The 26,581-nt window shown below is 64.5% G+C and carries 28 protein-coding genes; 17 read left to right on the forward strand and 11 right to left on the reverse strand.

The genetic code is table 11. From position 1 onward, the window contains the following. Positions 1 to 236: 236 nt before the first annotated feature. The 7 genes from ACZXDY_RS24630 to flgF all read right to left on the reverse strand — a co-directional run bounded on the left by ACZXDY_RS24630 (position 237) and on the right by flgF (position 6,492). Positions 237 to 659, reverse strand: a complete 423-nt coding sequence (locus ACZXDY_RS24630) for a hypothetical protein (protein WP_028163568.1) — start codon at positions 657 to 659, stop codon at positions 237 to 239. Between the two features lie 191 nt (positions 660 to 850). Beyond that, on the reverse strand, positions 851 to 1,066 hold the full coding sequence (locus tag ACZXDY_RS24635; protein WP_028163567.1) for a hypothetical protein: 216 nt from the start codon (positions 1,064 to 1,066) through the stop codon (positions 851 to 853). Positions 1,067 to 1,243: 177 nt separating this feature from the next. Beyond that, the gene (locus tag ACZXDY_RS24640; protein WP_210164694.1) at positions 1,244 to 2,815 is read right to left on the reverse strand and encodes a glycosyl hydrolase family 79 N-terminal domain-containing protein; all 1,572 of its coding nucleotides are present in this window, start codon (positions 2,813 to 2,815) and stop codon (positions 1,244 to 1,246) included. A gap of 249 nt (positions 2,816 to 3,064) precedes the next feature. Continuing rightward, positions 3,065 to 3,817: a flagellar basal body L-ring protein FlgH gene (gene flgH / locus ACZXDY_RS24645; RefSeq protein ID WP_028163565.1), complete on the reverse strand. Its 753-nt coding sequence runs from the start codon at positions 3,815 to 3,817 to the stop codon at positions 3,065 to 3,067. A 5-nt stretch (positions 3,818 to 3,822) separates the two neighbouring features. Next, a complete protein-coding gene (flgA, locus tag ACZXDY_RS24650) occupies positions 3,823 to 4,911 on the reverse strand; it encodes a flagellar basal body P-ring formation chaperone FlgA (RefSeq protein WP_028163564.1) in 1,089 nt (362 codons plus the stop codon). Positions 4,912 to 4,925: 14 nt separating this feature from the next. Next, positions 4,926 to 5,714, reverse strand: coding sequence for a flagellar basal-body rod protein FlgG (gene flgG / locus ACZXDY_RS24655; RefSeq protein ID WP_028163563.1), 789 nt, complete (start codon positions 5,712 to 5,714; stop codon positions 4,926 to 4,928). Positions 5,715 to 5,727: 13 nt separating this feature from the next. Next, positions 5,728 to 6,492 (reverse strand): flagellar basal-body rod protein FlgF, encoded by a 765-nt coding sequence (flgF, locus tag ACZXDY_RS24660; protein ID WP_028163562.1) that lies wholly within the window; start codon positions 6,490 to 6,492, stop codon positions 5,728 to 5,730. A 383-nt stretch (positions 6,493 to 6,875) separates the two neighbouring features. On the opposite strand from flgF, the gene fliL reads away from it, so the two are divergent. From fliL to ACZXDY_RS24680, 4 genes are read left to right on the forward strand one after another with little or no spacing between them, the layout of a single operon-like run. Next, positions 6,876 to 7,367 (forward strand): flagellar basal body-associated protein FliL, encoded by a 492-nt coding sequence (gene fliL / locus ACZXDY_RS24665; protein WP_464347276.1) that lies wholly within the window; start codon positions 6,876 to 6,878, stop codon positions 7,365 to 7,367. 2 nt (positions 7,368 to 7,369) lie between these two features. Further along, positions 7,370 to 8,566 (forward strand): flagellar motor switch protein FliM, encoded by a 1,197-nt coding sequence (gene fliM, locus ACZXDY_RS24670; protein ID WP_028163560.1) that lies wholly within the window; start codon positions 7,370 to 7,372, stop codon positions 8,564 to 8,566. Position 8,567: 1 nt separating this feature from the next. Beyond that, the gene (locus ACZXDY_RS24675; protein ID WP_028163559.1) at positions 8,568 to 9,029 is read left to right on the forward strand and encodes a DUF6468 domain-containing protein; all 462 of its coding nucleotides are present in this window, start codon (positions 8,568 to 8,570) and stop codon (positions 9,027 to 9,029) included. Next, a complete protein-coding gene (locus tag ACZXDY_RS24680; protein ID WP_028163558.1) occupies positions 9,026 to 9,802 on the forward strand; it encodes a MotE family protein in 777 nt (258 codons plus the stop codon). Before ACZXDY_RS24675 ends, ACZXDY_RS24680 begins: the two co-directional genes overlap by 4 nt. Positions 9,803 to 9,833: 31 nt before the next feature. Here the strand turns inward: ACZXDY_RS24680 and ACZXDY_RS24685 are convergent, their stop codons facing one another. Both ACZXDY_RS24685 and ACZXDY_RS24690 read right to left on the reverse strand, forming a co-directional pair. Continuing rightward, positions 9,834 to 10,364, reverse strand: coding sequence for a DUF1269 domain-containing protein (locus ACZXDY_RS24685; RefSeq protein ID WP_028163557.1), 531 nt, complete (start codon positions 10,362 to 10,364; stop codon positions 9,834 to 9,836). 174 nt (positions 10,365 to 10,538) lie between these two features. Continuing rightward, positions 10,539 to 10,793, reverse strand: coding sequence for a DUF3551 domain-containing protein (locus ACZXDY_RS24690; protein ID WP_028163556.1), 255 nt, complete (start codon positions 10,791 to 10,793; stop codon positions 10,539 to 10,541). Positions 10,794 to 10,908: 115 nt separating this feature from the next. Here ACZXDY_RS24690 and ACZXDY_RS24695 point away from each other — a divergent pair, with 115 nt between their 5' ends. From ACZXDY_RS24695 to ACZXDY_RS24720, 6 genes are all read left to right on the forward strand, one after another. After that, positions 10,909 to 11,196, forward strand: coding sequence for a type II toxin-antitoxin system RelE/ParE family toxin (locus ACZXDY_RS24695; RefSeq protein WP_028163555.1), 288 nt, complete (start codon positions 10,909 to 10,911; stop codon positions 11,194 to 11,196). A 1-nt stretch (position 11,197) separates the two neighbouring features. Then, complete coding sequence (locus tag ACZXDY_RS24700) at positions 11,198 to 11,491, forward strand: addiction module antidote protein (protein ID WP_028163554.1); 294 nt, start codon at positions 11,198 to 11,200, stop codon at positions 11,489 to 11,491. Between the two features lie 458 nt (positions 11,492 to 11,949). Then, entirely contained in the window at positions 11,950 to 15,729 is a 3,780-nt protein-coding gene (locus ACZXDY_RS24705) for a tetratricopeptide repeat protein (protein ID WP_464347277.1), read from the forward strand. Positions 15,730 to 15,998: 269 nt separating this feature from the next. After that, complete coding sequence (locus ACZXDY_RS24710; RefSeq protein WP_028163552.1) at positions 15,999 to 16,235, forward strand: hypothetical protein; 237 nt, start codon at positions 15,999 to 16,001, stop codon at positions 16,233 to 16,235. Positions 16,236 to 16,447: 212 nt separating this feature from the next. Continuing rightward, the gene (locus tag ACZXDY_RS24715; protein WP_028163551.1) at positions 16,448 to 16,756 is read left to right on the forward strand and encodes a hypothetical protein; all 309 of its coding nucleotides are present in this window, start codon (positions 16,448 to 16,450) and stop codon (positions 16,754 to 16,756) included. Positions 16,757 to 16,976: 220 nt separating this feature from the next. Then, positions 16,977 to 18,212 carry a YbfB/YjiJ family MFS transporter gene (locus tag ACZXDY_RS24720; protein WP_464347314.1) on the forward strand — a complete coding sequence of 412 codons (1,236 nt, stop codon included), beginning with the start codon at positions 16,977 to 16,979 and terminating at the stop codon, positions 18,210 to 18,212. A 9-nt stretch (positions 18,213 to 18,221) separates the two neighbouring features. Here ACZXDY_RS24720 and fliP read toward each other — a convergent pair whose 3' ends face one another. Then, a complete protein-coding gene (gene fliP, locus ACZXDY_RS24725; protein WP_464347278.1) occupies positions 18,222 to 18,974 on the reverse strand; it encodes a flagellar type III secretion system pore protein FliP in 753 nt (250 codons plus the stop codon). Then, entirely contained in the window at positions 18,971 to 19,927 is a 957-nt protein-coding gene (locus ACZXDY_RS24730) for a flagellar biosynthetic protein FliO (RefSeq protein ID WP_245287264.1), read from the reverse strand. Before ACZXDY_RS24730 ends, fliP begins: the two co-directional genes overlap by 4 nt. Before the next feature lie 330 nt (positions 19,928 to 20,257). Here ACZXDY_RS24730 and flgB point away from each other — a divergent pair, with 330 nt between their 5' ends. The 7 genes from flgB (at position 20,258) to cckA (ending at position 26,476) form a co-directional block, all read left to right on the forward strand. Further along, positions 20,258 to 20,668: a flagellar basal body rod protein FlgB gene (gene flgB, locus ACZXDY_RS24735; protein WP_028163548.1), complete on the forward strand. Its 411-nt coding sequence runs from the start codon at positions 20,258 to 20,260 to the stop codon at positions 20,666 to 20,668. Positions 20,669 to 20,691: 23 nt separating this feature from the next. Beyond that, a complete protein-coding gene (flgC, locus tag ACZXDY_RS24740) occupies positions 20,692 to 21,117 on the forward strand; it encodes a flagellar basal body rod protein FlgC (RefSeq protein ID WP_028163547.1) in 426 nt (141 codons plus the stop codon). 20 nt (positions 21,118 to 21,137) lie between these two features. After that, complete coding sequence (fliE, locus tag ACZXDY_RS24745; protein ID WP_028163546.1) at positions 21,138 to 21,446, forward strand: flagellar hook-basal body complex protein FliE; 309 nt, start codon at positions 21,138 to 21,140, stop codon at positions 21,444 to 21,446. A gap of 156 nt (positions 21,447 to 21,602) precedes the next feature. Next, complete coding sequence (gene fliQ / locus ACZXDY_RS24750) at positions 21,603 to 21,866, forward strand: flagellar biosynthesis protein FliQ (RefSeq protein ID WP_464347279.1); 264 nt, start codon at positions 21,603 to 21,605, stop codon at positions 21,864 to 21,866. Between the two features lie 17 nt (positions 21,867 to 21,883). Beyond that, complete coding sequence (fliR, locus tag ACZXDY_RS24755) at positions 21,884 to 22,654, forward strand: flagellar biosynthetic protein FliR (protein ID WP_028163544.1); 771 nt, start codon at positions 21,884 to 21,886, stop codon at positions 22,652 to 22,654. A gap of 23 nt (positions 22,655 to 22,677) precedes the next feature. Beyond that, the gene (flhB, locus tag ACZXDY_RS24760) at positions 22,678 to 23,754 is read left to right on the forward strand and encodes a flagellar biosynthesis protein FlhB (RefSeq protein WP_028163543.1); all 1,077 of its coding nucleotides are present in this window, start codon (positions 22,678 to 22,680) and stop codon (positions 23,752 to 23,754) included. Positions 23,755 to 23,911: 157 nt separating this feature from the next. After that, positions 23,912 to 26,476, forward strand: coding sequence for a cell cycle histidine kinase CckA (gene cckA, locus ACZXDY_RS24765; RefSeq protein WP_464347280.1), 2,565 nt, complete (start codon positions 23,912 to 23,914; stop codon positions 26,474 to 26,476). Positions 26,477 to 26,581: the final 105 nt, after the last annotated feature.

Here is a 26,581-nt window from a genome sequence, read left to right on the forward strand (position 1 = left end):
CCCCAGCATGGAGTTTGAATCAGAAATTCCTCCAATTGGGAATCCCGATTCCGCTAAAAAACAACACGCTCTAGAGCGCCAAGCGGTAGGTGGATTAACGTCCCGAGCTTCGCTTCAGCGCGCGACGGCGCAAGCGCAATCGTCGCGAGCAGGGCGGCGGGTTACGCCTTACAGCTTCGTGCGTTGAGGCCGCCGAGACTGGGGGGCGGCTAACCGACCCTACGAAACTATGCCGATCATCCAACCGCAAACGGCTTGGCGGGGCGGTGGCGGTCGGCCTGGCTCTGCGGCAGCCGTGTCACGCCGGCAGCGCGCTTGATGCCGCGCTCTGACGGCGGCTCCGGACGGGGAAACAGGTTGGCCTCGAAACGTACGCCCGGCGCTTGCTCCGCGGTGCCTGAGCACACCGCGGTCTGGCCCTTGAACACCCCGGTCAGCTTTGCCTCGACCTCGTCGACACCGAACACGGTGGTCGGGCCTTCGGCGTAGCGCTTGGTCGTCAGCGTTGCGGTGAACCGGTCTTCGTCGAGCTCGTAAGTGCCGCTATAGGTGAACATGCAGTCGCCGCCCGAGATCCTGCCATTTGCAAGATAGATGATCCCGGTGCCTTCGCCGTGCGGCGTCCGAAACCAAACGGCATATTCGCCATCCCTGATCATCGAACACACCCATAACGAGAAAATTTGCGTCGTGCACTACCTAGAGCGCGACGCCGCCAACTTCCAGCGAGTGAGGGCGCGAGGGTTAATGGGGCGTGAAAGGCCGCGCGTAAAATCACCATCATGCCTGACCCGCACGTGTATCAGATCGCCAACCTGATCCTCATCGATGGACCGGCACGCCTCACGTTCTAAGCCTCGTTCTTGGGCGTATATTTGCCCATGACGCATTTGTAGCTCTTCAGCTTCCACTCGTGATACGGCCCCTTGGAGAGCCAGTCGGCGATGCCGATTTGCGCGTTCACACTGCAGGCTGCCATGGTGATGCCGGATTGCTCACTGTTGGTGACGACTTTTTCAAGACAAAGCGGGCCGTTGCAGAGAATAGCGACAAGCGTGACAAGCATTTTGACCATCGGCTGATTGGGGAATACCCGGTTGGATTGGTTTATGCAGGCTTCGTGCCAGTGGTTGGACTTGCGTGATCACATCTCTTCGAAATGTGATCTGCGCTCGCCTGCATCTGACCTGCTGTACGTAGTTTCCCGGGGTATGCTTCCGATGCAGAGGTGCCCGGCGTTCCGCTACTTGCAGGTGGGATTAGCCGGATCCGCGACCGAGAAAAAAGTGATGCTGGTCGGGGCCAGCTCGGTACGCGATGTCGCGAGCGGCTCGCCTTCCAGCACAGGCAATTCATCATCTGCAGCGAGCTTCAATTCGCGGCCATTCAGGCGCACGCGCGAGCCAGTGAGACTGGCTGCGGTCAGGGTGTAGCGTCGCGCCGTTCCGGAGAACTCAAGCGACCGCCGCGCCATCCGATCGGTGTTGATGGCAAGCAGCGCCACGCCGCCTGACTTGTCCCGCAAGCAATGCGCGTAGAGATATAGTCCCGGCACCGCCGCCGATCCGGCGTCGAGCACGACCGTGCCCATCAGTTTTCGCCAAAGCAGTGCCGCCCAATAGTTCGGGCGCGGCGTGAAATCCTTCTCTTCCAGCAGGCCGTAGTCACTGGCTGCAAGCGTGTTGTGCATGAGGACTTGCACCTGCCGTTTGGCCATGCGCCCGAGCGTATCGAGATAACGGAAGCTATCGAGGAAAGTCGAGCTCCAGGGATTGCCGCCGCAGGCGGCATCCGCCGTTTCCGTGATCCACAGCGGCCGGCCGGGTGCGAACCGGTCGCGCAATTTTGCGTAGAAGGAGGCTGCACGGTCGATGCCGGACAACCAGTCCTGCGACAACGCGTTGTTGTCGCGCGCCGCAGCCGACGGCACCGTCCTGCTGCAACGTGGCGAGAGCGCGCCGTAATAGTGGAACGAGATCGCGTCGAACACGGGGCCTGCGGCCGCCAACAGCTTCTCACTGCCGAGCGCATCGCCTGATCCGCCGGTGCTCACGGTATCAGGGCCAAGCAGGATCGTTTCCGATGATGCATGCTTGAGGAACGGCGCGAACACGGCGATGTCGCGGCCGAAGCTCGCGGCATCATAGCCGGAAGGCGTGCCGCCGATGGCGGCGAGGTCAGGCTCGTTCATGAACTCGGCGGCGGCGATGTTGCCGCCGAGGGCCTGCGTCGCCGTGATCAGCTTCTCGGCCTGCGCCGGCGTCCAGACGCCGCTGGCATCGCGCGTGCCCAGGCCTGTCGCAAAGGAGGTGACGAGCCTAGCGTCCGCCGCGCGCGCGAAGTCGATGACACCTCTCCATTGACGGCGGGTCAGCACGCCGTTGAAGCCGGGAGGCGGGGACCGCGCGCCCTCGTCGGCGTCGTCGAAATAGGTGGTGTTGGCCCAGGTGCCGCTCACGCGCAGATAGGCCGGCCCCAGCGCCGCGGTGAGCTTGCGCAGCCGCGGATTGGCGAGATCGATCGGCTTGCGGTAGGCGTACATTGCGGGATCCCTGCCCGCGGGGATGACATCCCCTTTTGAAGAAGGTTTGCGCCGATCGGCGTAAGGACGCCAGAAGTGCCCGCCGGTCACCTCGACCATCTCGACATTGTAGGATTGAAAGCGCTCGTCGACCGAGCCGATGCGCGCCATGGCCGCCGGCGCGAGCGCGATGCTCGGATCGGTCGCCGACGCAGGCGGGGCGCACAGGATGGCGAGCGCAAGACCGATCAACACGCGCATCGGGCAAGGCTGAACGCTCGTTCCGTTCGGCATGCTGCAATGCTACACGAAAGCGCTGAGATAAGCTCGGTTTGCATCCGCAATGGACGCTCTACTCCCTCTCCCGCGTGCGGGAGAGGGCTGGGGGGAGGGTGTCTCCGCGATGGGACCATTCACGGCGAGAGAGTCCTCAGCCACCGTCAAAAAGCCGCGACCCCCGCCAGGGGAGCTAGCGAGGGCCGCGTTGGAACACCTCGTTGCGCCTAGGTTCGCAACAAAGTGTGGGAGCTGGTTTGAAGTAGGTCAGAACGGCAGCAGCACGTCCATCACCTGCTGTCCGTAGCGGGGCTGCTGGACGTCGGTGATCTGGCCGCGGCCGCCATAGGCGATGCGGGCCTGGGCGATCTTGCTTGAATCGATGGTGTTGTCGCTCTGGATATCCTCGGGCCGCACGACGCCCGCGACGATCAGTTCGCGGATCTCGAAATTGACGCGGATCTCCTGCTTGCCTTCGACCACGAGATTGCCGTTCGGCAGCACTTGCGTGACGACGGCCGCGACGTTGGTCTGCAACGCTTCCTGCCGGTTCACCGAGCCCTTGCCGTCGCTGGAAGAGGTCGAGTCCGTGGTGAGGATCTTGCCCGGCAGGACCTTCAGTGGCTGCGTAACCGTTTGGGAGCCGAGGAAGTCGGTAATACCAGAATCTTCCTTGGCGGTACGGCTGCGCTGGGTCTCGTTGGCGATGTTGGCCCTGTCGGTGAAATTGACGGTGACCGTTAGCAGGTCGCCGACGCGTGCGGCGCGCTGGTCCTTGAAGAAGGCCCTCGAGCCGTTGCGCCACAGCGAGTTCGGGCTGTAGGAGGCCACTTCCGGTTTCGGCATCGGCATCTGCACCGGCTTGTAGCCCGGCTGCGTGGTCGGATTTTCGATCGCGGTCAGCTTCGGCTGTTCGCCGATCTGCGAGAGGCGGTCGATCGAGGAGCAGCCGCTGGCGAGGATGCCTAGCGTGAAGAGGGCGCCGGTGAGGACGAGGCGGTTGATACGGGGAGCGGACATCACGGTTACTCGGCTTTCGGGGCGACTGAACTGACGTTGGCGACGGCGACGGGGCTCGCCTGCTCGGCGGGCGCGAGCGAGGCGGTGGGTTCAAGGACAGTTGCGGCGCGCGGCGGGGTGATCGTGACCTGGCCGCGGCCGGTGACGGTGCCGGAGACGGTGCGCTTGGACTGCAGGTTCATCACGCTGACGACATCGCCCTCAGTGCCGCCGTCGAGCGCCTTGCCGCGGATCGTGAGGTAGAGCCCGGCCGCCTGATAGATCAGCGTCACGTTCTGATCGCGGGTCACGAGATCGGGCCTGGCGAGATCGGCGCTCTTCAGCGCCTGTCCGGCGCGGAGCTGGCGACGGGCCTGCATGCCGACAGCATTGTCACGGAGCGCGAGGTCGTTGCCGACCTCGGCTTTCGGGCGGCGCTCGACCAGCACGTCCGAATGCTTCAACATTTCGCCGCGCTCGACAGCGCGTGCCAGCACGGCGGCTTCGACGGTTTCGATCGCGGTGCCGGTGAAGCGCAGCCTGGTCGGCGCGGCGCCGGTCTCGTTCGCGATCTCGAAGGTGATGTCGAAGCGGCTGTTGCGCGGATCGTAGCGGAGAGCGATCGGCTGCAGATTACCGGAATTGGTGGCTTCCAGCCTGATGTCGCCGACGTCGCGATCGAAATTGATGGTGAGATTGGCGGCTTCGCCAAGGCCGTTGCGGCGCTCCAGCGTGCGGGCGACCGCTTGCTCGACCTCCTGCCGATCTATCGCGCGCGCGGCGCGTGTCACCGTAATTTCCTTGAGGTCGCGGGTGTCGACGCCGATCACCTGATGGGTCCGCAGCGTGGCGAGCACCTGCGCGACCGGCAGCGTGCCTGTGGTGCCGAGATCGGGCGCGCGATAGATCGGCGTCGTGCCGAAGCTGCCGGCGTTGTCGACGAGATCGCCGATGCGGACGATGTCGCTTGTGATGGTGACATTGGCGCGCAGCGTCGGCGGCGTGATGACGTCGTTGCGGTCCCGCGCGACGGCGTCGCTGCGGCTCTGCGCGATCGCATTGGAGACCGACGCGGCAAGGAGCAGCGCGGCGAGGAGAAGCGGGCGGGCGAACATGGTCACTCTCCCCCTCAGCGGAACAGGTTGGAGGTGGATTGCAGCATCTGGTCGGCAGCGCTGATCACCTTGGCGTTCATCTCGTAGGCACGCTGGGCCGCGATCAGGTCGGAGATTTCCGACACCACCTCGACATTGGCCTGTTCGAGGTTCGACTGCTGCATGTCGCCGAACCCGTCGGTGTTGGCGATGCCGTCCTGCGGCGTGCCGGAGGCCGGCGTGTCGACGAACAGGTTGTCGCCGATCGGCTGCAGGCCGGCCTTGTTGATGAAGCGCGTCAGCCCGATCTGGCCGACCAAAGTCGGCGTGGTCGAGCCCGGCAGCATCACGGTGAGCTGGCCCTGCGCATTGATCGTGATCTGCGAGGAGTTCTGCGGGATGGTGATGGTCGGCTGCACCGGGTTGCCCTGCGCGTTAACAACGCGCCCCTGCTGGTCCATCATGAACGAGCCGTCGCGGGTGTAGGTGTAGGTGCCGTCGGGCATCTGGATCTTGAAGAAGCCTTCGCCGCGGATTGCGATGTCGAGATCGTTGCCGGTCGGCGAGAGCGTGCCCTGGCTCATCAGGCGTGGCGTGCCGACGGTCTTGACGCCGCCGCCGAGATCGATGCCGACCGGCAGGATCGTGCCCTGGTCGGAGGCCTGCGAGCCGACGCGGCGCACATGGTCGTAGATCAGGTCCTGGAACGCGGCGCGCTGCTTCTTGTAGCCGGTGGTGCGCAGGTTCGCGATGTTGTTGGAGATCACCTGAACGTTGAGTTCCTGTGCCGCCATGCCGGTCGCTGCAGTGTAGAGAGCGCGCATTGACTATTCTCCTTTACGCCGGAACGTCGGCGAGCTTGTCGATCGCCGATTTGTGCAGATCGCTCTGCTGCTGCAGCAGTGACGAGATCTGGGTGTAGGTCCGCGTGATCTCGATCATGCGGCTCATCTCGGTGACGGAATTGACGTTGGACTTCTCGACGAAGCCCTGGCGCAGCCGCGAGGTGGTATCCACCGCGGCCGGGTTGCCTTCGCCGGCGGAATAGAGGTTGTTGCCTTCCTTCACGAGCTGCTGCGGCTGGGCGAAATTGACCACGCGCAGCTTGCCGCGGATCGAATCGATGCGGCCGGTGCCTTCGAGCACGGTGACATAGCCGTCGGCGGCGATGCTGATGTCCTTGTCGGTCTGCTGGAACACGATCGGGCCGGCATTGCCGAGCACGGGATAGCCGGACTGGGTGACGAGCTGGCCCTGGTTGTTGACGGTCAGATTGCCGTCGCGGGTGTAGCGCTCGCCTTGGGGCGTCTGCACCACGAGGAAGCCCGAGCCGTCGATCGCGACGTCGAGCGGGTTCTTGGTCTCCTGCGACGGTCCTTGCGAGAAGTCGTGGAAGGTGGCGCGGTCGTTGACAAAGGACACGCGGCGGTCGGAGGGAGCAAAATTATCCTCATGCGCGCCGGACCTCAGGAATTCCTGGAACAGCGAGCGGTCGGCCTTGTAGCCGTTCGTCGTGATGTTCGCGATGTTGTTGGCGACGACATCCATCTGCCGCTCCAGCACAACCTGCCGCGATAGTCCGACCAGAAGCGTATTCTGCATCGGCGGTTCTCCCCTTCGTGGACGGTCCGCGAAAAAGAGGTTCTCCCAAACCCCAAGCCCCCGGACCTCGTGAACCTTTGGGCTCTCCCAAACCCGCCGGCTCGCATGGTCTTCAGCGAAAGCCGTGCCAAGTCGGAAAGTGATGATTTGTGAGGAGGTTAGGTGTTCAGCCTGGGGCGGAGAGGGCGGCAGAAAGGTCTTGTTGACCATGTTTGCCCGGCAGTTTTTTCCTAGTTGCGGCGCAATCGAAAGAAACCATTAACCATTCTTACCCTAGCGTTGCACCGTACAGAGCGCGCGTGCGCTGGCGGCATTGGTATTGCGTCTTAAAGGGCTTGGCTGGGGCAAATCGCGTTCGTCTCCGATCTTTTAGCGGGCGGGCGATGGCGGACGAGGACAAGGCGGAGGGCGGCGCCGAGGGCGAGGCCGCAGCTTCGAAGAAGGGCAAGCTCAAGCTGATCATTGCCGCCGTCGGCTTCCTCGCCATCCTTGGCGGTGGCGCCGGCTGGTTCTTCTTCATGCGCGGCCACGGTGAGGAGGTGCATGCCGAAACGCCGCCGCCGAAGCCGCCGGCCTTCGTCGAAGTGCCCGATATGCTCGTCAACCTCGTTGGCGCGCCCGGCGAGCGCATCCAGTATCTGAAGGTCAAGCTGGTGCTGGAGGTGAAGGAGGAGAAGCAGGTCGAGGCGATCAAGCCGTCGCTGCCGCGCGTCACCGACCTGTTCCAGACCTATTTGCGCGAACTGCGCGCCAGCGACCTCAACGGCTCGGCCGGCCTGTTCCGCCTCAAGGAAGAACTCACCAAGCGTGTCAACGCGGCGGTGTCGCCCAACCAAGTGAACGCGGTGCTGTTCAAGGAAGTCGTGGTTCAGTAGCGATGGCCGGCAACGACCAGATGGACCAGGATGCGATCGCCGCCCAGTGGGAGGCGTCGCTCGACTCCGAGGATCCCGCAGCCGCTGCGGAAGAGGCTGCGAAGAACGAACTGTCGGAGAGCATGTCGCTGCAATGGGCGGCCATGGTCGAGGACGGTAGCCGCGACTTCGGCACCAAGAACGGCGGCGAGCGGGTCCTCTCGCAGGAAGAGATCGACAATCTGCTCGGCTTCACAGTCGGCGACGTCAATCTCGACGACAATTCCGGCATCCGCGCCATCATCGACTCGGCGATGGTGTCGTATGAACGCCTGCCGATGCTGGAAATCGTGTTCGACCGCCTGGTGCGGTTGATGACGACATCCTTGCGCAATTTCACCTCCGACAACGTCGAAGTCTCGCTCGACCGCATCACCTCGGTGCGCTTCGGCGATTACATGAACTCGATCCCGCTGCCGGCGGTGCTCAGCGTGTTCAAGGCGGAGGAGTGGGAGAATTTCGGGCTCGCCACCGTCGATTCCAGCCTGATCTATTCGATGATCGACGTGCTGCTCGGCGGCCGCAGGGGCCAAACCTCGCTGCGCATCGAGGGCCGCCCCTACACCACGATCGAGACCAACCTGGTGAAGCGCCTGATCGAGGTCGTGCTGTCAGATGCCGAGCAGGCGTTCCGGCCGCTGTCGCCGGTGAAATTCACCATCGACCGCCTCGAGACGAATCCGCGCTTTGCCGCGATCAGCCGTCCGGCCAACGCCGCAATCCTGGTGCGGCTGCGCATCGACATGGAGGACCGCGGCGGCAATATCGAATTGCTGCTGCCCTATGCGACCATCGAACCGATCCGCAACGTGCTGTTGCAGATGTTCATGGGCGAAAAGTTCGGCCGCGATCCGATCTGGGAAGGACATTTCGCGACTGAGGTGGCGCAGGCCGAGATCTCGGTCGAGGCCGTGCTCTATGAAGCCGACATTCCGCTCAAGCAGTTGATGAAGCTGAAGGTCGGCGACACGCTGCCGCTCGACATCCGCGCGGACTCGCTGGTGTCGGTGCGCTGCGGCCACGTCACCCTGACCGAGGGCCGCATGGGCCGCGTCGGCGACCGTGTCGCGATCCGCGTCAGCAAGAATTTGCGCAAGCCCAATACCACCTTTGCGATGTTCGAGAAGGCCGACGAGCAGACCAAGATGATGGAGGCATAGTTTGAATCATTCCCTCGGAATTGCGATTGAAAGCCTGGTCGCCGTGCTGTTGATGCTGACGATCGGCTACTGCATGCTGCTCAACAAGCGCCTGCAGCGGCTGAAGGCCGACGAGCACTCGCTGAAGGCCACCATCGCCGAACTGATCACGGCAACCGAGATCGCCGAGCGCGCGATCGGTGGGCTGAAGCACACCGTGCGCGACGTCAACGAGAATCTCGGCAGCCAGCTCACCGCGGCGACGCAGATGTCGGCGCATCTGAAGGGCCAGCTCTCCGAGGCCGACGCCATGATCCGGCGGCTATCGAGGATCGTGCAGGCGGGACGGCCGGTGACGGAGGCTGCGCCCGCGGCAGCCGCTGCACCCGCGCCGGCAGCGCCGAAGATGTCGCCGGCCAAGGCGGTGGCGGCGGCTGCTGAAGCCTTCACCGAACGCAGAAAGGCAGGCGGTCTGGCCGCATGAGCGCGTTTCGCGACATCCGCGTCATCCCGGTCGTGCTGGTCGCGATCTTCGGCCTCGTGGTGCTGAAGGTCGCGGGCCTCGTGCTCGATGGCGGCTATGTGTTCGACTACAATCCGCAGTCGACCAAGCCGTCATGGGCGCAGGAGATGCTGAATTTCCCGGGAGGAAAGAACAAGGGAGATCCGAACGACGTCACCGGCTCCGTGCATGCTCCGGCGGAGAAAAAGAAGGAAGAGCCGCCCGCGGCGACCGATCCGCCGCCGCAGCCGGATGGCGTCGTGATCAATCCGAACCTGCCCCCGCAGATCTCGGCCTCCGAGCGCGCGATCCTGGAACGGCTGCAGGCGCGCCGGCAGGAACTCGATGCCCGCGCGCGCGAGATCGAGATCCGCGAAAGCCTGTTGAAGGCCGCCGAGAAGCGCATCGAGGCGAAGGTGGAGGAGGCCAAGGCGAGCGACGCCAGGACCAGCGCCAGCGCGGCGCAGAAGGCCGAAGCCGACGCCGCGCGCTTCAAGGGCATCGTCACGATGTATGAGGGCATGAAGCCGAAGGATGCCGCGAAGGTGTTCGACCGGCTGGAAATGGGCGTGCTCTACGAGATCGCGTCCCAGATCGCGCCGCGCAAGATGGCTGATATCCTCGGCCTGATGCAACCCGAAGCGGCCGAGCGGCTCACCGTCGAGCTCGCCCGCCGCGCCAGTCCCGACAAGCTGCAACCTGCCGCCGACCTGCCGAAGATCGAGGGCAAGATGCTCGCGCCGAAGCTGAATTGACGACTTCAGCGCATCGCTTGCAGCAGTACTATCAAGCAGCCGGTGCAGCCGGCGCAGGTGGAGTAGGAACAACCGCTTGCGCGCCGGCCAGCGCCGCCCGCAACGCGTCTTCCTTGGTGTGGTCGAGAGACGTCTTCAGCACGGTCCCGCCTTCGCCCCTGAGGCCTTCGAGCACTTTGTCCCCGGTCACCCTGCGTGCCAGCACGAAGAGGGCCGCAGTTCCGGGCTGAATGGCTTCAGCGGTCTGCTTCATCCATTTGTCGTCGATACCGACATCGGTCAGATATCCGCCGAGCGTGCCGCCGGCGGCGCCAAGCGCCGCTCCTGCCAGCGGCATCAGGAAGATCAGGCCGATCAGGGTGCCCCAGAAAGCGCCGCCGACCGCGCCGGCCGCGGTGGTGTTGATGAGCTGGTTCAGCTTCACCCGGCCTTCGGGATCCTTCACCGCGATCACGGCATCGCCGAGTTCGATGAGGTACTCCTTCTGCATGGCCAGCAATTTCTGACGAACTTCTTCCGCCTTCGCCTCGGTTGGGAATGCGATCACGACAAGATCACTCATTTGCAGTTCTCCTCTATGGCCGCCCGACTCTATTGCGTCTCCATGACCATCCGAATGCAAAGCAAATGGCACGCGAATGCGATTGATTTACATCAACCCCCGGCGAGGAGAGCGTAGCACGTTGTTCAATCTGTGGCTTTGCGGCCTTTGTCACAAATGAAGCGGGGAACCCGGCTACCGCCGACGGGCCCCGGCTGGCGCTTTCGCGCCTGCGCCCGCGAAATACGGGTTGGCAAAACATTCGGCTGCGCGGCCTGACGCCGACGCCTTGCACTGAGCCATCGATGTATATCCGCAGCCGATGGCAGGGCCGTCAATGCTGAAGACCTGCATGCAGATCGGGTAACGCGGATCGTAGGTCTGCGCCTGGGCGGGCAAGGCCGCCAGGATTGCGACGCCAACCAGGATCGCCCGAGCCACGGGGCGCATCGGAATCTCCTTAAAGGGAAGTCACTTCCCGTTTTCTTTCTACTTCCTTCTACTTTGGAGATTTTCCTTGTGTATTATAGTTGACAGTCACAGGGTGTGTATCCTAGTACACGCGATGCAGATCATCCAGACCGAAGCTTACTCGACGTGGTTCGCTAAGCTTGGCGACATTCAGGCCAAAGCCCGCATCGTTGCCCGCATCCGCCGCATGGAGTTGGGCAACCCCGGCGATGCCAAATCGGTTGGCGACAGTGTGAGTGAAATGCGGATCGACCACGGCCCGGGATATCGGGTTTACTTCACGAAGCGCGGCAAGACCGTTGTGATCTTGCTCTGCGGTGGCGACAAGAAATCACAGAAGCGAGACATCGAAACCGCGAAGCGAATGGCAAAGGAGGTCTGATATGGCCATCAAGACAACCCCCTTCAACATCCTTGATCACCTCAAGACTCCAGAGGAGCAAGTCGCTTACCTTGAAGCGGCCCTGGAGATCGATGATCCGTCATTCATCGCGGCAGCTATTGGCGATGTTGCCAAAGCCCGCGGTGTGAGCGAATTCTCTCGCGAGACTGGCCTAAGCCGAGAGGCGATCTACAAGGCGTTCAAAAAGGGAGGCAATCCAACCCTTGAAACGCTAGACAAAGCGCTGAAACCCCTTGGAATGCGACTGACACTTACTGCACGAAACGCAGCTTAACGACGCGCCGCGCTCCGCGGCTTACCGATCGCACTGATAGACGCGGCCAGCGGCGAACTGCGCGTCATCGATCTGGCGATGAGCATGCAGCCGTGCAAGCGGGGCGTTCCGAGCTGCCGAGCCTGACTCGATGGTTGCCCGGATGGGCAACCAGGTGGAGCCACTCAAGGCCGAGCTTGAAACGATGTGCATGTCCGCTTCCGAAGTTCAGCGGTGTAGGCGGCTCGGATGTCTTCAGTGAACGCATCGATGACCTTTGGGCGTACTCGCGCTGGTCCCGATAGCCATCAATGTCCCCGCCGGAGCACTGCTCTATTTCCTCGATTTCGGGGACCGTTCCCCGAAGTTTCGAAGTGGTCGTCGTTAACAACTCCTTAAGCGAGCCAATTCAAGATTCGGATGCGGGGTGGCGCATTGGTGGCTGCTTCGAGGCTTGAGGGCTGAAAGACGTAACTGGCATGGCGCGACGGGCTGCCGCTGGACTAAGGTCGCATGGCCGCGTTTTGCCGCGGACGGCGTATCTTTGCCTGGGCCGGCTGCTGCCGCTTGCCGTGCTCCTGATTTCCCTGACACTTGCCCCGGCCGCCCGCGCCGACGATCCGGTCAAGGGCGTGGCGACGTTCTCGGCGGCGAACGGTTTTGCGCGGCTGGTGTTCAAGCTCACCGAGGATGTCGAAACCGAGGTGTCGACGGCCGGCTCGATCGTCGTGATCCGCTTCAAGCGGCCGGTCGATATCCCCGTGGAGAGATTGGCCGATGCTGTGCCCGATTATGTCGGGATGGCGCGGCGCGATCCGGACGGAACGGCGATCCGCCTGTCGCTGTCGCGGCGGGTGACGATCAACACGATGACCGCGGCGGAGCGGATCTTCATCGACTTCCTGCCCGATGAGTGGGCCGGGCCGCCGCCGCCTTTGCCGACGGACGTGATCCGCGAACTGGCCGAGCGCGCCCGCGCGGCCGAGCGTGCGTTGCGCGCGCAGCGGGCGGCGGACGCAGCCAGGAAAAAGCCGCCGGTGCGCGTGCGCGCTTCGGTGCAGCCGACCTTCGTGCGCTTCGTGTTCGAAATTCCCGATGGCGTCAGCGCGTCCTCGGTGCTGAACGAGCAGAAGCTGACACTGTTGTTCAACAGCGTGCTCAGCTTCGACCTCGCGGATGCCAAGGTAGCGGCGCCGCCGAACGTCGCCTCGATCAACCAGCGCTCCGACACCGACACATCAGCTGTCGACATCAACCTGATCGGCGAAGTCGATGTGCGTTCCTTCCGCGAGGACAAAAACTACGTCGTCGACGTCGCCTTCCAGCAGCCGGAGAAGCCGGCAGCGGATGGGCACGCCGCCAACGTTCCACCCGCGCCGGCAAAGCCGCTGGTCGCCGTGGCGGCCGGGCAGGGCAGGGCGATCAGGGAGACCACGCCGTTGCAGCAACCGGCCCCGGTCGCTCCGGTGACCTCAGAGAGTTTCGCGGCGGAGGCCAAGATCGCCATCAAGCCCGAGCAGGGCACAAATGCGCCGCAGGCGGAGCCCGCGGTGGCGGCTGAGAGCACGGCGCCTGCGGTCGCGAAGCCGCAGCCCCCCGCCGCCGAAACGCCCGCGCCGGCGTCCGAGAAGGTCGCGCAGGAGGTGCCGCCGGCTCCGCCTCCACTGCAAGCGGCGCCTGCCGAGCCGCCGCAGCCTGCAGGAGCGTCCGCGAAGGAAGCTTCACCGCCATCTGCGAATGTCGCGCCGAAACAGGCCGCTGCAGCAACGCCACAGACTTCCTCCGCTGAGAAGCCTGTTACGGTCGACGCGCAGCGCGACAGCGACGGCTTGCGCGTGACGTTCACCTTTCAGAAAGCGACGCCGTCGGCGTTGTTCCGTCGCGCCGATGCGGTGTGGCTGGTGTTCGATTCTTCAGAACCGATCGATGTCGCGCCGATCTGCGACAAGGCCGGCGCCATCATCTCCGACGTCAGCCGCTTGCCGCTGGACCAGGGGCAGGCGATCCGCTTCCGCCTCAACCGCCCGCAGATGCCTTCGCTCGAGGCCGACGAGCGTTCCTCCGGCACCGGCTGGACGGTGACCTTCGCCGACCGGGTGCAGAAGCCGCCGCAGCCCTTGATGGTGGTGCGCAACGTCAGCGATCCCGCACTCGCCAATGTCAGCGTGCCCCTGGCCAATCCCGGGCAATTGCACCGGCTGGTCGATCCCGATGCCGGCGACATGCTGTGGGTCGTGACCGCGCCGCCGCCGTCGCGCGGCTTCATCCGTCGGCAGGATTTCGTCGAGCTGTCGCTGCTTGAATCCGTACACGGCCTCGTGGTGCATCCGAACTCCGACGACGTGACGGCCGAACTCGGCGCCGACAAGGTGGTGCTGGGACGTCCTGGCGGGCTGACGCTGTCATCGGCCGACGTTGCCGCCGAACGCGCCACCGCCGCGGTCAAGCCGCTGTTCGATGCCGAGGAATGGAAGAACAACCAATCGGAGAACTTCATCAAGCGGCTCGATGGGCTGACCACGGCCAGCGCCGAGGCGACCACGTCGCCCGAGCAGCTCGCGCAGTCGCGGCTCAACCTTGCCAAGTTCTACGTCGCACGCGCCATGTATGAGGAAGCCCACGGCGTCGCCAACCTGATGCTGTCGGAGAGCAAGCGCGGCGCCGAGGATCCGGCCGTGCTGATGATCCATGCCGCCAGCAGCATCATGATGGGCCGGCCCGAGCGCGCGCTCAAGGATCTCGCCAGTCCCTTGATCGGCAACGGCTATGATTCCCAATTGTGGAAGGGGCTCGCCCTTGCGCGCCAGGGCAAATGGGCGGATGCGCGGGAGAAATTCAAGAACGCGGAGTTCTCGGTCGCGACGCTGCCGCCCGATCTGCAGCGCGTCGTCATGCTGGAATCGATGAGGGCCGCGCTCGAGGTCAAGGATTTTGCCGGTGCCGCGCGCCGCCGCAGCGAGCTTGAGGTGATCGGACTGCCGAAGGAATTGAAGCCCGCCGCCGCGGTGCTGCGCGGCCGGCTCGCCGAAGCGCTCGGCTATGAGAAGGACGCGCTCGACGCCTACCGCTTTGCCGCGAACTCGCCCGATCGGCAGGCCGCGGCAGAAGGCAAATTGCTCGAGGTCATACTGAAGCAGAAGCGGGGTGAGATCACGCAAGGAGAAATCCTGCGCGAGCTCGAACTGCTCGCGGTGATGTGGCGCGGCGACAGCATCGAGCTGCGCACGCTGCAGATCCTGGCGAAGATCTATTCCGACACCGGCCGCTATGCGGAGGCGTTAGCGGCTACCCGCGCCGCGACGAAACTGCAGCCGAACTCGCCGGAATCGCGGCAGGCACAGGATGCGGCGTCGGCGCTGTTCTCGCAGCTTTTCCTCGGGCCCGCCGGCGACAGCATCCCGCCGATCGATGCGCTGACGATGTTCTATGAATACCGCGAGTTGACGCCGATCGGTCGCCGCGGCGACGAGATGATCCGCCGCCTGGCCGACCGTCTCGTCGGCGTCGACCTCTTGGATCAGGCCGCCGAACTGCTGCAGTACCAGGTCGACAAGCGGCTCGAGGGCGCAGCGCGCGCGCAGGTCGCCGCACGCCTTGCCATGGTCTATCTCACCAATCGCAAGCCGGAGCGCGCGATCGCGGCGCTGCGCCTGACCCGCATCTCGGATCTCTCGGGCGAATTGCGCCAGCAGCGACTGCTGCTCGAGGCGCGCGCGCAGAGCGACGTCGGCCGGCATGACCTCGCGCTCGACATCATCTCCAACATTCCCGGCCGCGAGGCGATCCGGCTGCGTTCCGACATCTATTGGGCGCAGCGGCACTGGCGCGAGGCCTCCGAGCAGATCGAGCTCTATTATGGCGACCGCTGGCGCGACTTCACGCCGCTGAACGCGGCCGAGAAGGGCGACGTCATCCGTGCCGTGGTCGGCTATGCGCTCGCCGAGGACGCGATCGGGCTCGCCCGCTTCCGCGAGAAATATGCGCCGCTGATGTCGGGCGAGGCCGACCGAACGGCGTTCGACATTGCAGCCAGGCCGGCTGCCGCCAACAGCGCCGAATTCTCAGAGATCGCAAGGATGGCCGCCAGAGTCGATACGCTCGACGGCTTCATCCGCGACATGAAGCTCCGCTTCCCCGACGCCACCGCCCGCGCGCCGCTGCCCGATCCGATCGCGACCGGCACGGTGCCCGGCACGAAAGCCGATCCCGAAGCGCTGCCTGCGATCGTCGGCACCAAGCGCACCAGCGCGGCAAGGTAGTACCCTGCTCCTTCTCCTTCCCCCTGAAAGGGGGAGGGAGGGGTGGGGGTTAGCCACGGGCGACGGCGTTCGTGGAGAGACCGGATCCCCACCCGGTTTTGCGCGTTGCACGCGCAAAACCGACCTCCCCTTTTCAAGGGGAGGTGAAGCACGCTCGCAAACACTAACGTGAATCTCGCGGTTGTGTGACGACGATCGTCCTCTCGACAGCGCCGCGTTTAGGCGGCAATTTGCGGCGGCCACGCAAATCGCCGGAGGATGTCGTCACCATGAGCAAGCCGACCAAGACCGAAGCCGAACTCATCGAGATGGCAAGAGCCGAGCTGAAGGTCCATGCCGATTGCCCTGATGGCATCGTGATCTCCGTGATCCGTGACGGCGACAGTTGGGAATTTCGTGCGGCCGCCGACGCCGCGACGGTGGCTAAGCCGGGTTATCCCGAATGCGTGGCGATGCTGGTCCAGGTCGGCGATCACCTCAGCAAGCAATATGACTTCAAGAACTGACCGGCTGCGCTGTTATCCGTGACGAGCGCCGGCTCGCTACGGCGTGTAGTCGTAATCCCCCGCCGCAGATCGGTGGCGGTTGTGGGAGTTGGCTTCGTGCCACCACCAGTTACCCACGTAACGCAATTCCGGATTTCCGAAATCTTTCTGTAGGCGTCCTGCGCCATCATCGTCGCTGGTGGATGGTCACTTCTAACACGAAAGGAGCTTCCATGAAGATTCAAGTCCGCAGGCTCGCGATTGCAGTCGCAATTGCTGTCCCTCTCGCAGCGGCCGCCACGGCCAAATCGTCTGCTGCGCCGATCAATGGCATGTCGATCAAGGCGGCGGTACCAGCCGTGACGATGGACGTGCGCTATCTGGTGCGTCGGGATTATCCTTCGTACTGGGGCTATCCCACCTATAACTCGTACTGGGGCTATCCCACCTATAATTCGTATTGGGCCTACCCGACCTATAATTCATATTGGAGCTATCCGAGCTATTACTACTCCTATCCCGGCTACACTTACGGCTGGTGATGACGTCAAGCATTGGCAGCGTGCGGCTCCCTTCGAGCCGCCGCTCGCCAACATGTATTTAAGAGATTTTATCCTTCCTCACCGGCGAGATTCTGCACGTCGATGGTGGCCAGAGCGCCGGTCGCTAATTCGAGCGCGATCCAGCCATCTCCGTCGGCGATGGCAGGAATCAGAACTAACCATTTCCTTTTCCGTCGGCGAGGCGGCTTAACCGATGTCGATGTCAAGCACCCACGCTCACCGTCATCCGCATTCAGCCGCGGCCAATCATCATCATGAAGGCGGGCCGGTCTGGCTGTCGGCTGCGGCGGGGCTTTGCGCCTCGCTGGTCGGTCTCGGGTTGGCGCGCTTCGCCTACACGCCGCTGATCCCGGCGCTGATCGCGGCAAAATGGTTCAGTCCGGCCGATGTCGTCTATCTCGGCGCTGCCAATCTTGCGGGCTATCTCGGCGGCGCGATTATCGCGCGCCAGGTCGGCGCTCGCATCGGGGCGGTGCGCTCGCTGCGCGCGATGATGGTGCTTGCATCGCTCTGCTGCTTTGCCTGCTCGGTGCCGATCTCGTTCGCCTGGTTCTTCGTGTGGCGCTTTCTTGCCGGTCTGTCCGGAGGCGTGATCATGGTGCTTGCGGCGTCGACGATCCTGCCGCATACGCCGCCGAACAAGAAGGGCGTGGTCGGTGGCGTGATCTTCGCCGGCGTGGGCCTCGGCGTTGCGGCGTCCGGCACGCTCGTGCCGTTGTTGCTGCGGCAAGGGCTGCAAGAGGCCTGGTATGGACTTGGGATATTGTCCGTGCTGCTGACCCTGGCGAGCTGGAAGGCCTGGCCGGCCGAGGTCCGCGGCGCGAAAGCCGTAGCTCAACATCGCATAGCATCGCGGCCGCGATCACTGGCGATCCGCGCGCTGTATGCGGAGTATGGCCTCAACGCCCTGGCGCTGGTGCCGCACATGGTTTTCCTGGTCGACTTCGTGGCGCGCGGGCTGGGGCAGGGGATTCCGGCCGCTTCGCAATACTGGGTGCTCTACGGCATCGGCGCGATCGCGGGTCCGCTCGTGACCGGGCATCTCGCCGACCGTGCGGGCTTCGGCCCGGCGCTGCGCGTCGCCTTCCTGGTGCAGGCGGTTGCCATCGTGCTGCCTGCGGTCAGCGTGGCTCCGGCCGCGATGATCGTCTCGAGCGTGATCGCTGGCGCCTTCACCCCCGGCATCGTGCCGCTGACGCTCGGCCGCATCCATGAACTCGTTCCGCACAACAGCGCCGCGCAGGGCGCGGCCTGGGCGCAAGCAACCACGAGCTTTGCGCTGTTTCAGGCCGGCGGCGTCTATGGCCTGTCCTACTGCTTCGAGCAGACCGGCGGCAACTACGCGCTCCTGTTCATGATCGGAGCCGCCGCCATCATCACAGCGCTCGCCGTCGATCTCGTGGTCGGCCTATTGGGCGATCGCGCGCGCTCGTAGTTCGTCGCGCTATCCCCCGTAGCTCTGCACCAGGCTGCCGGCGACCAGCGACCAGCCGTCGACCAGCACGAAGAAGATCAGCTTGAACGGCAGGGACACCACGACCGGCGGCAGCATCATCATGCCCATCGACATCAGGACGGAGGCGACCACGAGGTCGATGATGAGGAAGGGCAGGAATAGCAGGAAGCCGATCTCGAAGGCGCGCTTCAATTCGGAGATCATGAAGGCGGGGACGAGGATGCGCAGCGACATCTCTTCCGGGCTCGCGGGCGGCGGCTCGCCGGAGAGATCCATGAACAGCTTGAGGTCCTTCTCGCGCACATTCTTCTGCATGAAGCCGCGCAACGGGACGGAGGCGCGCTGCAGCGCGTCCTCGACGCCGATCTGGTTGGCGACCAGCGGGCGGATGCCGTCGTCATAGGATTTCTGCAGCACCGGGCCCATCACGAACGCGGTCAGGAACATCGCCAGCGCGATGATCACGGAGTTCGGCGGCGCGGTCGCGGTGCCGAGCGCGGTGCGGAGCAGCGACAGCACCACGACGATGCGCGTGAACGACGTCATCATGATCAGGATCGACGGCGCGATCGAGAGCACGGTGAGCAGCGCGATCAACTGGATCGCGCGCTCGGTGACGCCGCCATTGCCCTGGCCGAGATTGATGCTGATGTCCTGCGCAAGCGCAGGCGCCGCCAGCGAGCTGGCGGCGATCAGGACGGCGCTGAATAAAACTCTACGCGGAAACTTCGGCGGCCTCACGAAGGGTTCTTCGGGCGGCCGAGCAAGGAGGCCATCTCGTCTTCGAGATTCTCAAAGCCGCTCTTCTGCGGCGCAGGTGAGGGCGGAGGTTCGCTGCGTGCGGGGCGCGGTGCAGGTGCCGGCTCGGGCGCCACCGGCGGCGCGGCAGCTTCGCTCGGCGGACGGCGCAGCGCGGCCTCGAGCCGCTGCGCCATCTCGGCGAGATTGGCGTCGGCGCTGGATGTGTCCGGCGGCGGCGGAGGAGGAGATGGCGGAGACGGAGGCGGCGGTGTGGGTGCTGCGGCACGCTCGGGGGTGCGCAGCGGCGCGATCTTCGGCTCGGTCGTGCGGGGCGGGCGCGGGATCAGGGGCTCGGTGCGGGGCACGCGCGGCGGGATCGGCTCCGACCGCGGTTCGGTGCGCTCGGGGCGGCTGCCGATCGGCTCCGGCGTGAAGCCGGTGAGCGGATCGCGTCGCTCTGTCAGCGGCGGGCCGGCCGGACGGCGGAGCTCTTCGGCAAAAGACGGGCGCGCGGGCCGCGGCGGCGGCTCAGGCATCGTCGGCTCCGGCGTATCGAAGATCTCGGTGCGGGCGCTTTCGGCCTCGGCCCACGCGGCATCCGGGAGCGGCGCAACCCGCGGTGGCGGTTCGGCGCTGGGGATGACCGGACGCGGCGGCGCCTGGTCGCGGGCCGACGCGCGGACGATATTGGGTTCGACGACGATGTCGGTGGGGCCGCCGATCATGAGGAGATGCTCGACATTGTCGCGGCGGACCAGCACGAGGCGGCGCCGCCCATCGACCGCGGCCGCGTCGATCACCGCCAGCCGCGGCATCCGCCCGCGGTTGGTGTTGGCTCCGAGGCGGTTGCCCGCAAAGCGGCGGACCAGCCATGCGGCCAGACCGATCAGCGCCAATACGGCGATGAACGCAAAGAGGAACCACAGGATCTGCATATTACTGTCCCCGGCCATCTGGCCCTGCTTTCATGCTGGCGTCGACGGATGCGGGCTGAAGCGATCCGATCAGCGAATCACGCCCGAGATCAGCCTTATTTCTTAATTCCCCACGGCAGTCACGCCGCCCATGTTTACTAATAGACCAAGAATCGATTGTTCCAAAACGACTTCTAAGCCCACCTGCGCGCGCTGGTTAACGCAGCCATCGTGGCGAAAATGTGCACTTCCGGATGATTCGGAGGCCTGCCCACGGCCTCCCGGAACAATTTAACCAGCCGTTAACCATACACCGGGCAAATTCTGCCTACCTCGGGGACGGCCCCAGAGGTTAACGGGGGCGCGGCGATGGCCATCAACGATCTACCGATCCTGTCGGCGCTGCGCACCAAGATGCAGTGGCATCAGGAGCGCCAGCGGGTGCTGGCCGAGAACGTCTCCAATTCGGATTCGCCGAACTTTCGGCCGCGCGACCTGGTCGAGCCGACCTTCGGCCGCAATGGCGCGCCGGTCGGCGGATCGATGGGCACGCTGCCGATGATGCGGACCGCCTCCGGCCATATCGCGGCCTCCGGCGCGCCGGAGAATTTCGACCATGACGGCGGCAAGAACGCCTTCATGACCAGGCCGGCCGGCAACGCCGTCAACCTGGAAGAGCAGATGCTGAAGGTCTCCGCCAACCAGATGGACTATGCGGCGGTGACCTCACTCTACAGCCGCAGCCTCGGATTGATCAAAACCGCCATCGGCAGGCGCTGACAGGTTTTTAGGGAGAAGGGATCATGGCCGACGATGGAAGCGATTTCGCCCGCTCGATGACGATTGCCACCTCCGGCCTGCGCGCGCAGGCCGGACGGATGCGGGTGATCTCGGAAAATATCGCCAACGCCGATTCGACGGCGCAGACCGCGGGCGGCGATCCCTACCGCCGCAAGGTGCCGACCTTCTCCTCCGCACTCGACCGGACGCTGGATGCCAAGGTGGTGACGCTCGGCAGAGTGCGGCCCGACCAGTCGGCGTTCCGCGTCAAATACGAGCCGAGCAATCCGGCGGCGGATGCGACCGGCAACGTGAAATATCCCAACGTCAATCCGCTGGTCGAAATGACCGACATGCGCGACGCCCAGCGCTCCTATGAGGCGAACCTCAACATCATCAGCGCGACGCGGCGGATGATCCAGCGCACGCTCGATATCCTCAAGTCCTAAGAAACAGGAAGCGATCCAACATGGCCACACCGACAGTTGCCGCCAATGCCTATGCCAGTCTCGCCCGCATGATGGAGCGGGGCGGTGCCGAGAAGGGCGGCGAGACCGCAGGCCCCTCGTTCGGCGCGCTGGTGAAGGAAGCCATCGGCAGCGTCATGGATGCCGGCCGCAAGTCCGACGCCCAGACCGTGGCGATGACCTCGGGCCGGGCCAATGTGATGGACGTGGTGACCGCGGTCGCCGAGACCGACGTCGCGGTCTCAACTCTGGTGTCGGTGCGGGACCGGGTGATCCAGTCGTATGAAGACATCATGAAGATGCCGATCTAGTTCGCCCCTCATCCTGAGGAGCCGGCGCAGCCGGCGTCTCGAAGGATGGCCACGGGCGAGATCGGGGCCTCATGGTTCCCAAGGCGACGCGAAGCATCGTCCGGAGACGGCGCTGCGCGCCTCCTCACCATGAGGGGAGACAGAGAGGAAATGAAAATGACCGGTGCTGAAACCCTCGACGTGGCGCGCGATGCGATCTGGACCATCGTGGTGGTGTCATCGCCCCTGATGATCGTCGGCCTCGCGGTCGGCGTGATCGTGTCGCTGTTCCAGGCGCTGACGCAGATCCAGGAACAGACGCTGATCTACGTGCCGAAGATCCTCGCGATCTTCGTGACAATGCTATTGGCGCTGCCGTTCATGGCTGACGCGATGCACGCCCACATGCTGCGGATATCGTCGCGAATCATCGGCGGTTAATGCACTGTGCGTAAATTATGCGCATCGACGTATCCCTGCTGCCGGCGCTCGCCGCGACCTTCGTGCTGGTGTTTGCGCGCATGGGGGCGATGGTGATGCTGCTGCCCGGATTCGGCGAGAGCAATATCCCGGCGCGAATCAAGCTCGGGATCGCGCTGCTCTTGACGCTGATCATCCTGCCGCTGCACCGCGCCGACTATCATGTCGACATCACGTCGGTGACGTCGCTGATGGTGTTGATGGTGCACGAGATCGTCATCGGCATCGTGCTTGGGGCGACCGCGCGCGTGACGTTGTCGGCGCTTGCAGTCGCGGGCTCGGTGATCGCCCAACAGCTCGGGCTCGGCTTCGTCACTGCGATCGATCCGACGCAGGGCCAGCAGGGCCAGCTCATCGGCAACTTCCTCACGATCCTCGGCATGACGCTGTTGTTTGCGACCGACACCCATCATCTGGTGCTCGCGGCGCTGAACGAGAGCTACAAGATCTTCTCCCCGGGCGCGACGATGCCGACCGGCGACGTCGCGGCGCTGGCGACGCGCGCCTTCGCGGAAGCCTTCAAGATCGGCCTGCAACTGTCGGCGCCGTTTCTCGTATTCGGTCTCGTCTTCAATATCGGGCTTGGTGTGCTGGCGCGGCTGATGCCGCAGATGCAGGTCTATTTCGTCGGCGTGCCGCTCTCGATCCTCGCCGGGTTCCTGATCCTCGCCGTGGTGATCGCGGCGATGATGGGGACCTATCTCGAATACTTCATCGGCGTCATGCACCAACTGACGCCGCTGAAATAGGAAGCCGCCATTAAGGAAGCGCGATGGCCGAGGATAGCGACGACAAAACAGAAGACCCTACGCAAAAACGTCTCGATGACGCACATGCGAAGGGCGATGTCGCCAAGAGCCAGGAGGTCAACACCTGGTTCGTGATCGCTGGCGGCACCTTGGTGCTGTCGACCTTCTCGACCTCGACGGCAGCAGGCATCCTGACGCCGCTGCGCAACCTGATCGCCAATTCCTGGATGATCAGGACCGACGGCCCGGGGCTGATGTCGCTGATGCAGACGCTCGTGATCGCTGTCATCGCGGCAATCGGCGTGCCGCTGCTGATGCTGATGCTGGCGGCGATTGCCGGCAACATGATCCAGCACCGCCTGGTGTGGTCGACGGAGTCGCTGACGCCGAAATTCAGCAAGATCTCGCCCGGCGCCGGCTTCAAGCGCATTTTCGGCAAGCAGGCGGCGGCGAATTTCCTCAAGGGCATCTTCAAGGTCGTCGCGCTCGGCGCGGTCATGACGGCGGTGCTGTGGCCGGAGTGGCACCGGCTGGAATCGCTGCTTAGAATCGACGTCGCCTCGATCCTGCCCGCCACCACCAGCCTGACCTTGCACCTGCTGGGCGCTGTGGTGGCGATGCTCGCCGCGGTCGCGATCGCCGACTATTTCTTCCAGTACCGGCAATGGTACGAGCGGCAGAAGATGTCGGTGCAGGAGATGAAGGAGGAGTTCAAACAGTCGGAAGGCGATCCGCACATCAAGGGGCGCATCCGCCAGTTGCGGCAGCAGCGCATGAAGAAGCGGATGATGGCCGCGGTTCCCAAGGCGAGCGTGATCATCACCAACCCGACCCACTATTCGGTGGCGCTCGCCTACGACCGCGACATGCAGGCGCCGGTCTGCGTTGCCAAGGGTGTCGACATCATCGCCTTCAAGATCAGGGAGATCGCCAAGGATCACGACATCCCGATCGTCGAGAACGTGCCGCTGGCCCGCGCGCTCTATGCAACCGTCGATATCGACGAGGAAATTCCGGTCGAACACTATCACGCGGTCGCCGAAATCATCGGCTACGTCATGGGCTTGAAGCGTCGCGGGCTGTCGGGACAGCGAAGCTGACGCGGCATGGGGCTCCGGGAATGGAACGAAAGCGGCCTGAGATGGGCTTAACCTGGGAAATCGCGGCCTGATGGACTTGCGCTCCAAGCTCCGATTGAGGCACTCAGGAGGACGGGCGAATCTGCGCGCCTTCACCGCCGACGGGCAGCTTCAGTCAATGACCGCCGAGACCGATCACAACCAGGCTGCCGAGCCGTTCGTGGCCCACGAACCGGCGCGGCGGAGCGGCAGCATTGTTCTGGTGCTGCTGGTGGCGGCCGGCCTCGTCGCGGTGGCGGTCGCGCTGATGACGATCGGCCGCGGCCAGGCACAGCCCTATATCCTTGGCGTGCTGGCGCTGCTCGCCATGGTCGGGCTGTTCAGCCTCTTCGCCTTTGCCGCCGGAATCGTCCGTTTCTCCGACCGTTCCACCGACGACCCCGTGATGGGCCGGATCGCCAACCACGCCTATGACGGGCTGGCGGTCACGGATTCGCACGGACAGGTGGTCTATTCCAATGCCGCCTATTTCGCGCTGACGGGGGCTTCGAGCCCGCAGGAGGTGCGGCCGGTCGAGCGCGTCTTCATCGGCAATCCGGATGTCTCCGAGGCCGTGTTCCGCCTGCTCAAGGCCGCGCGCGAAGGCAAGCGGCAGCAGGAGGAGGTCCGTATCGCCGGCCATGACGGCCTCCAGGGGCGGTGGCTCAGGATGCGGGTGCGCCCGCTCGGCCAGAGCAAGCGCGAACAGAAATATGCGGTGTGGTCGATCGCCGACATCACCCGCGACCGCGAGCGCCAGGAAGACGTGTTCAAGGAACTGCAGCACGCGATCGAATATCTCGATCACGCGCCTTGCGGCTTCTTCTCGGTCACGCCGTCCGGCGAGATCGCCTATGTCAACGCGACGCTCGCGAACTGGCTCGACTACGACCTCGCCGAGATCGGCTCGGGCGGCTTGAAGCTCACCGACATCGTGTCCGGCGACGGCGCGGCGCTGCTGACCTCGATCGTGCCGGCGCCGGGTGAGGTGAAGACCGAAGTCTTCGACATCGATCTCAGGATGCGCAGCGGCAAGCCGATGCCGGTGCGGCTCTATCACAAGCTCGCCTTCGGCGCCGACGGCGCGCGCGGGGCCTCGCGCACGCTCGTCATCAGCCGCGCCCGCGACGAGCATCACGATCCCGAGCGCGCCGCCGAAGTGCGCTTCATGCGCTTCTTCGACCATACGCCGATGGCGATCGCGACCGTCGACCGCGGCGGCAATGTCGTGCGCGCCAATGCGCGCTATGCCAAGCTGGCGCAAGGCCTGAGTGCGGATGGTGCTGCCGCCAAGTCGATCTTCCGCGCGGTCAATCCGCGCGACCGCAGCCTGGTGATCGCGGCGATCAACCAGGCCGCCGAGGGCAGGGGCGACATCGCGCCGGTCGAGGTCATGCTCGACGGCGCCAAGGAACGCTGGGGCCAGTTCTTCATCACCGCGGTGGAGGAGGACGAGCGCGATGCCGAGGCCGCGATCGTCTACATGCTCGAGACCACCGAGCGGCGCACGCTGGAAAACCAGATCAATCAGTCGCAGAAGATGGATATGGTCGGCCAACTGGCCGGCGGCATTGCGCACGATTTCAACAACGTGCTGTCGGCCATCATGATGGCGAACGATTTCCTGCTGAACGCACACAAGCCGACCGATCCGTCGTTCCAGGACATCATGCAGATCAAGCAGAACGCGACCCGCGCGGCGACGCTGGTGCGGCAACTGCTCGCCTTCTCGCGCCGCCAGACGCTGCGGCCGCAGGTGCTGGATCTCGGCGACGCACTATCCGACCTGACCATGCTGCTGCGCCGGCTGATCGGCGAGAAGGTGAAGCTCGACCTCGTGCACGGGCGCGACCTCTGGCCGGTGAAGGTCGACGTCTCCCAGTTCGAGCAGGTGGTCGTCAACCTCGCCGTCAACGCGCGCGATGCGATGCCTGATGGCGGCAAGCTGATCATCAAGACCCAGAACGTGGCGGCGGAGGAAGCGGGCCAGCTCGCCTACAAGGGCCTGCCCGCGGCGGACTATGTGCGGATCGACATCACCGATACCGGCACCGGCATTCCGCTTGAGATCATCGACAAGATCTTCGAGCCGTTCTTCTCGACCAAGGAGGTCGGCAAAGGCACGGGGCTCGGCCTGTCGACGGTCTACGGCATCGTCAAGCAGACCGGCGGCTTCGTATATGTCGATTCCACGCCCGGCGAGGGCACCACGTTCCGCATCTTCCTGCCGCGCCACCGGCCCGAGCAGGAGGTCGCGCCGGAGCCGCAGCCGACCAATGGCGCGGCCAAGGAAGCGGCAGCCGAGCCGCCGAAGCCGAAACCCGACCTGACCGGGCAGGGCACGATCCTCTTGGTCGAGGACGAGGATGGTCTGCGTTCACTGAACGCCCGCGGCTTGCGTTCGCGCGGCTACAGCGTGATCGAGGCGTCCAACGGCGTCGAGGCGATGGAAGCCTTCGACGAGAAGAATGGCGAGATCGACCTCGTCGTCTCCGACGTGGTGATGCCCGAGATGGATGGCCCGACGCTCTTGAAGGAGATGCGCAGCCGCAATCCGGATCTGAAGATCATCTTCGTCTCCGGCTATGCCGAGGATGCGTTCGAGAAGAGCCTGCCGGAGAACCAGCAGTTCGCCTTCCTGCCAAAGCCCTTCACGCTGACGCAGCTCGTCGCTGCCGTGAAGGAGACGATGACGCTGCAATAACGTCATCGCCAGGGGAGGCGACGAAGCAACCTGCCCTCCGTAGTGGCAGTCTGCAGCGCCTCGCTCCGGTCGCAATGACAGGGTTAAGAAGCCGCTAAAACCCGT

Source organism: Bradyrhizobium sp. LeoB3 (assembly GCF_055456055.1).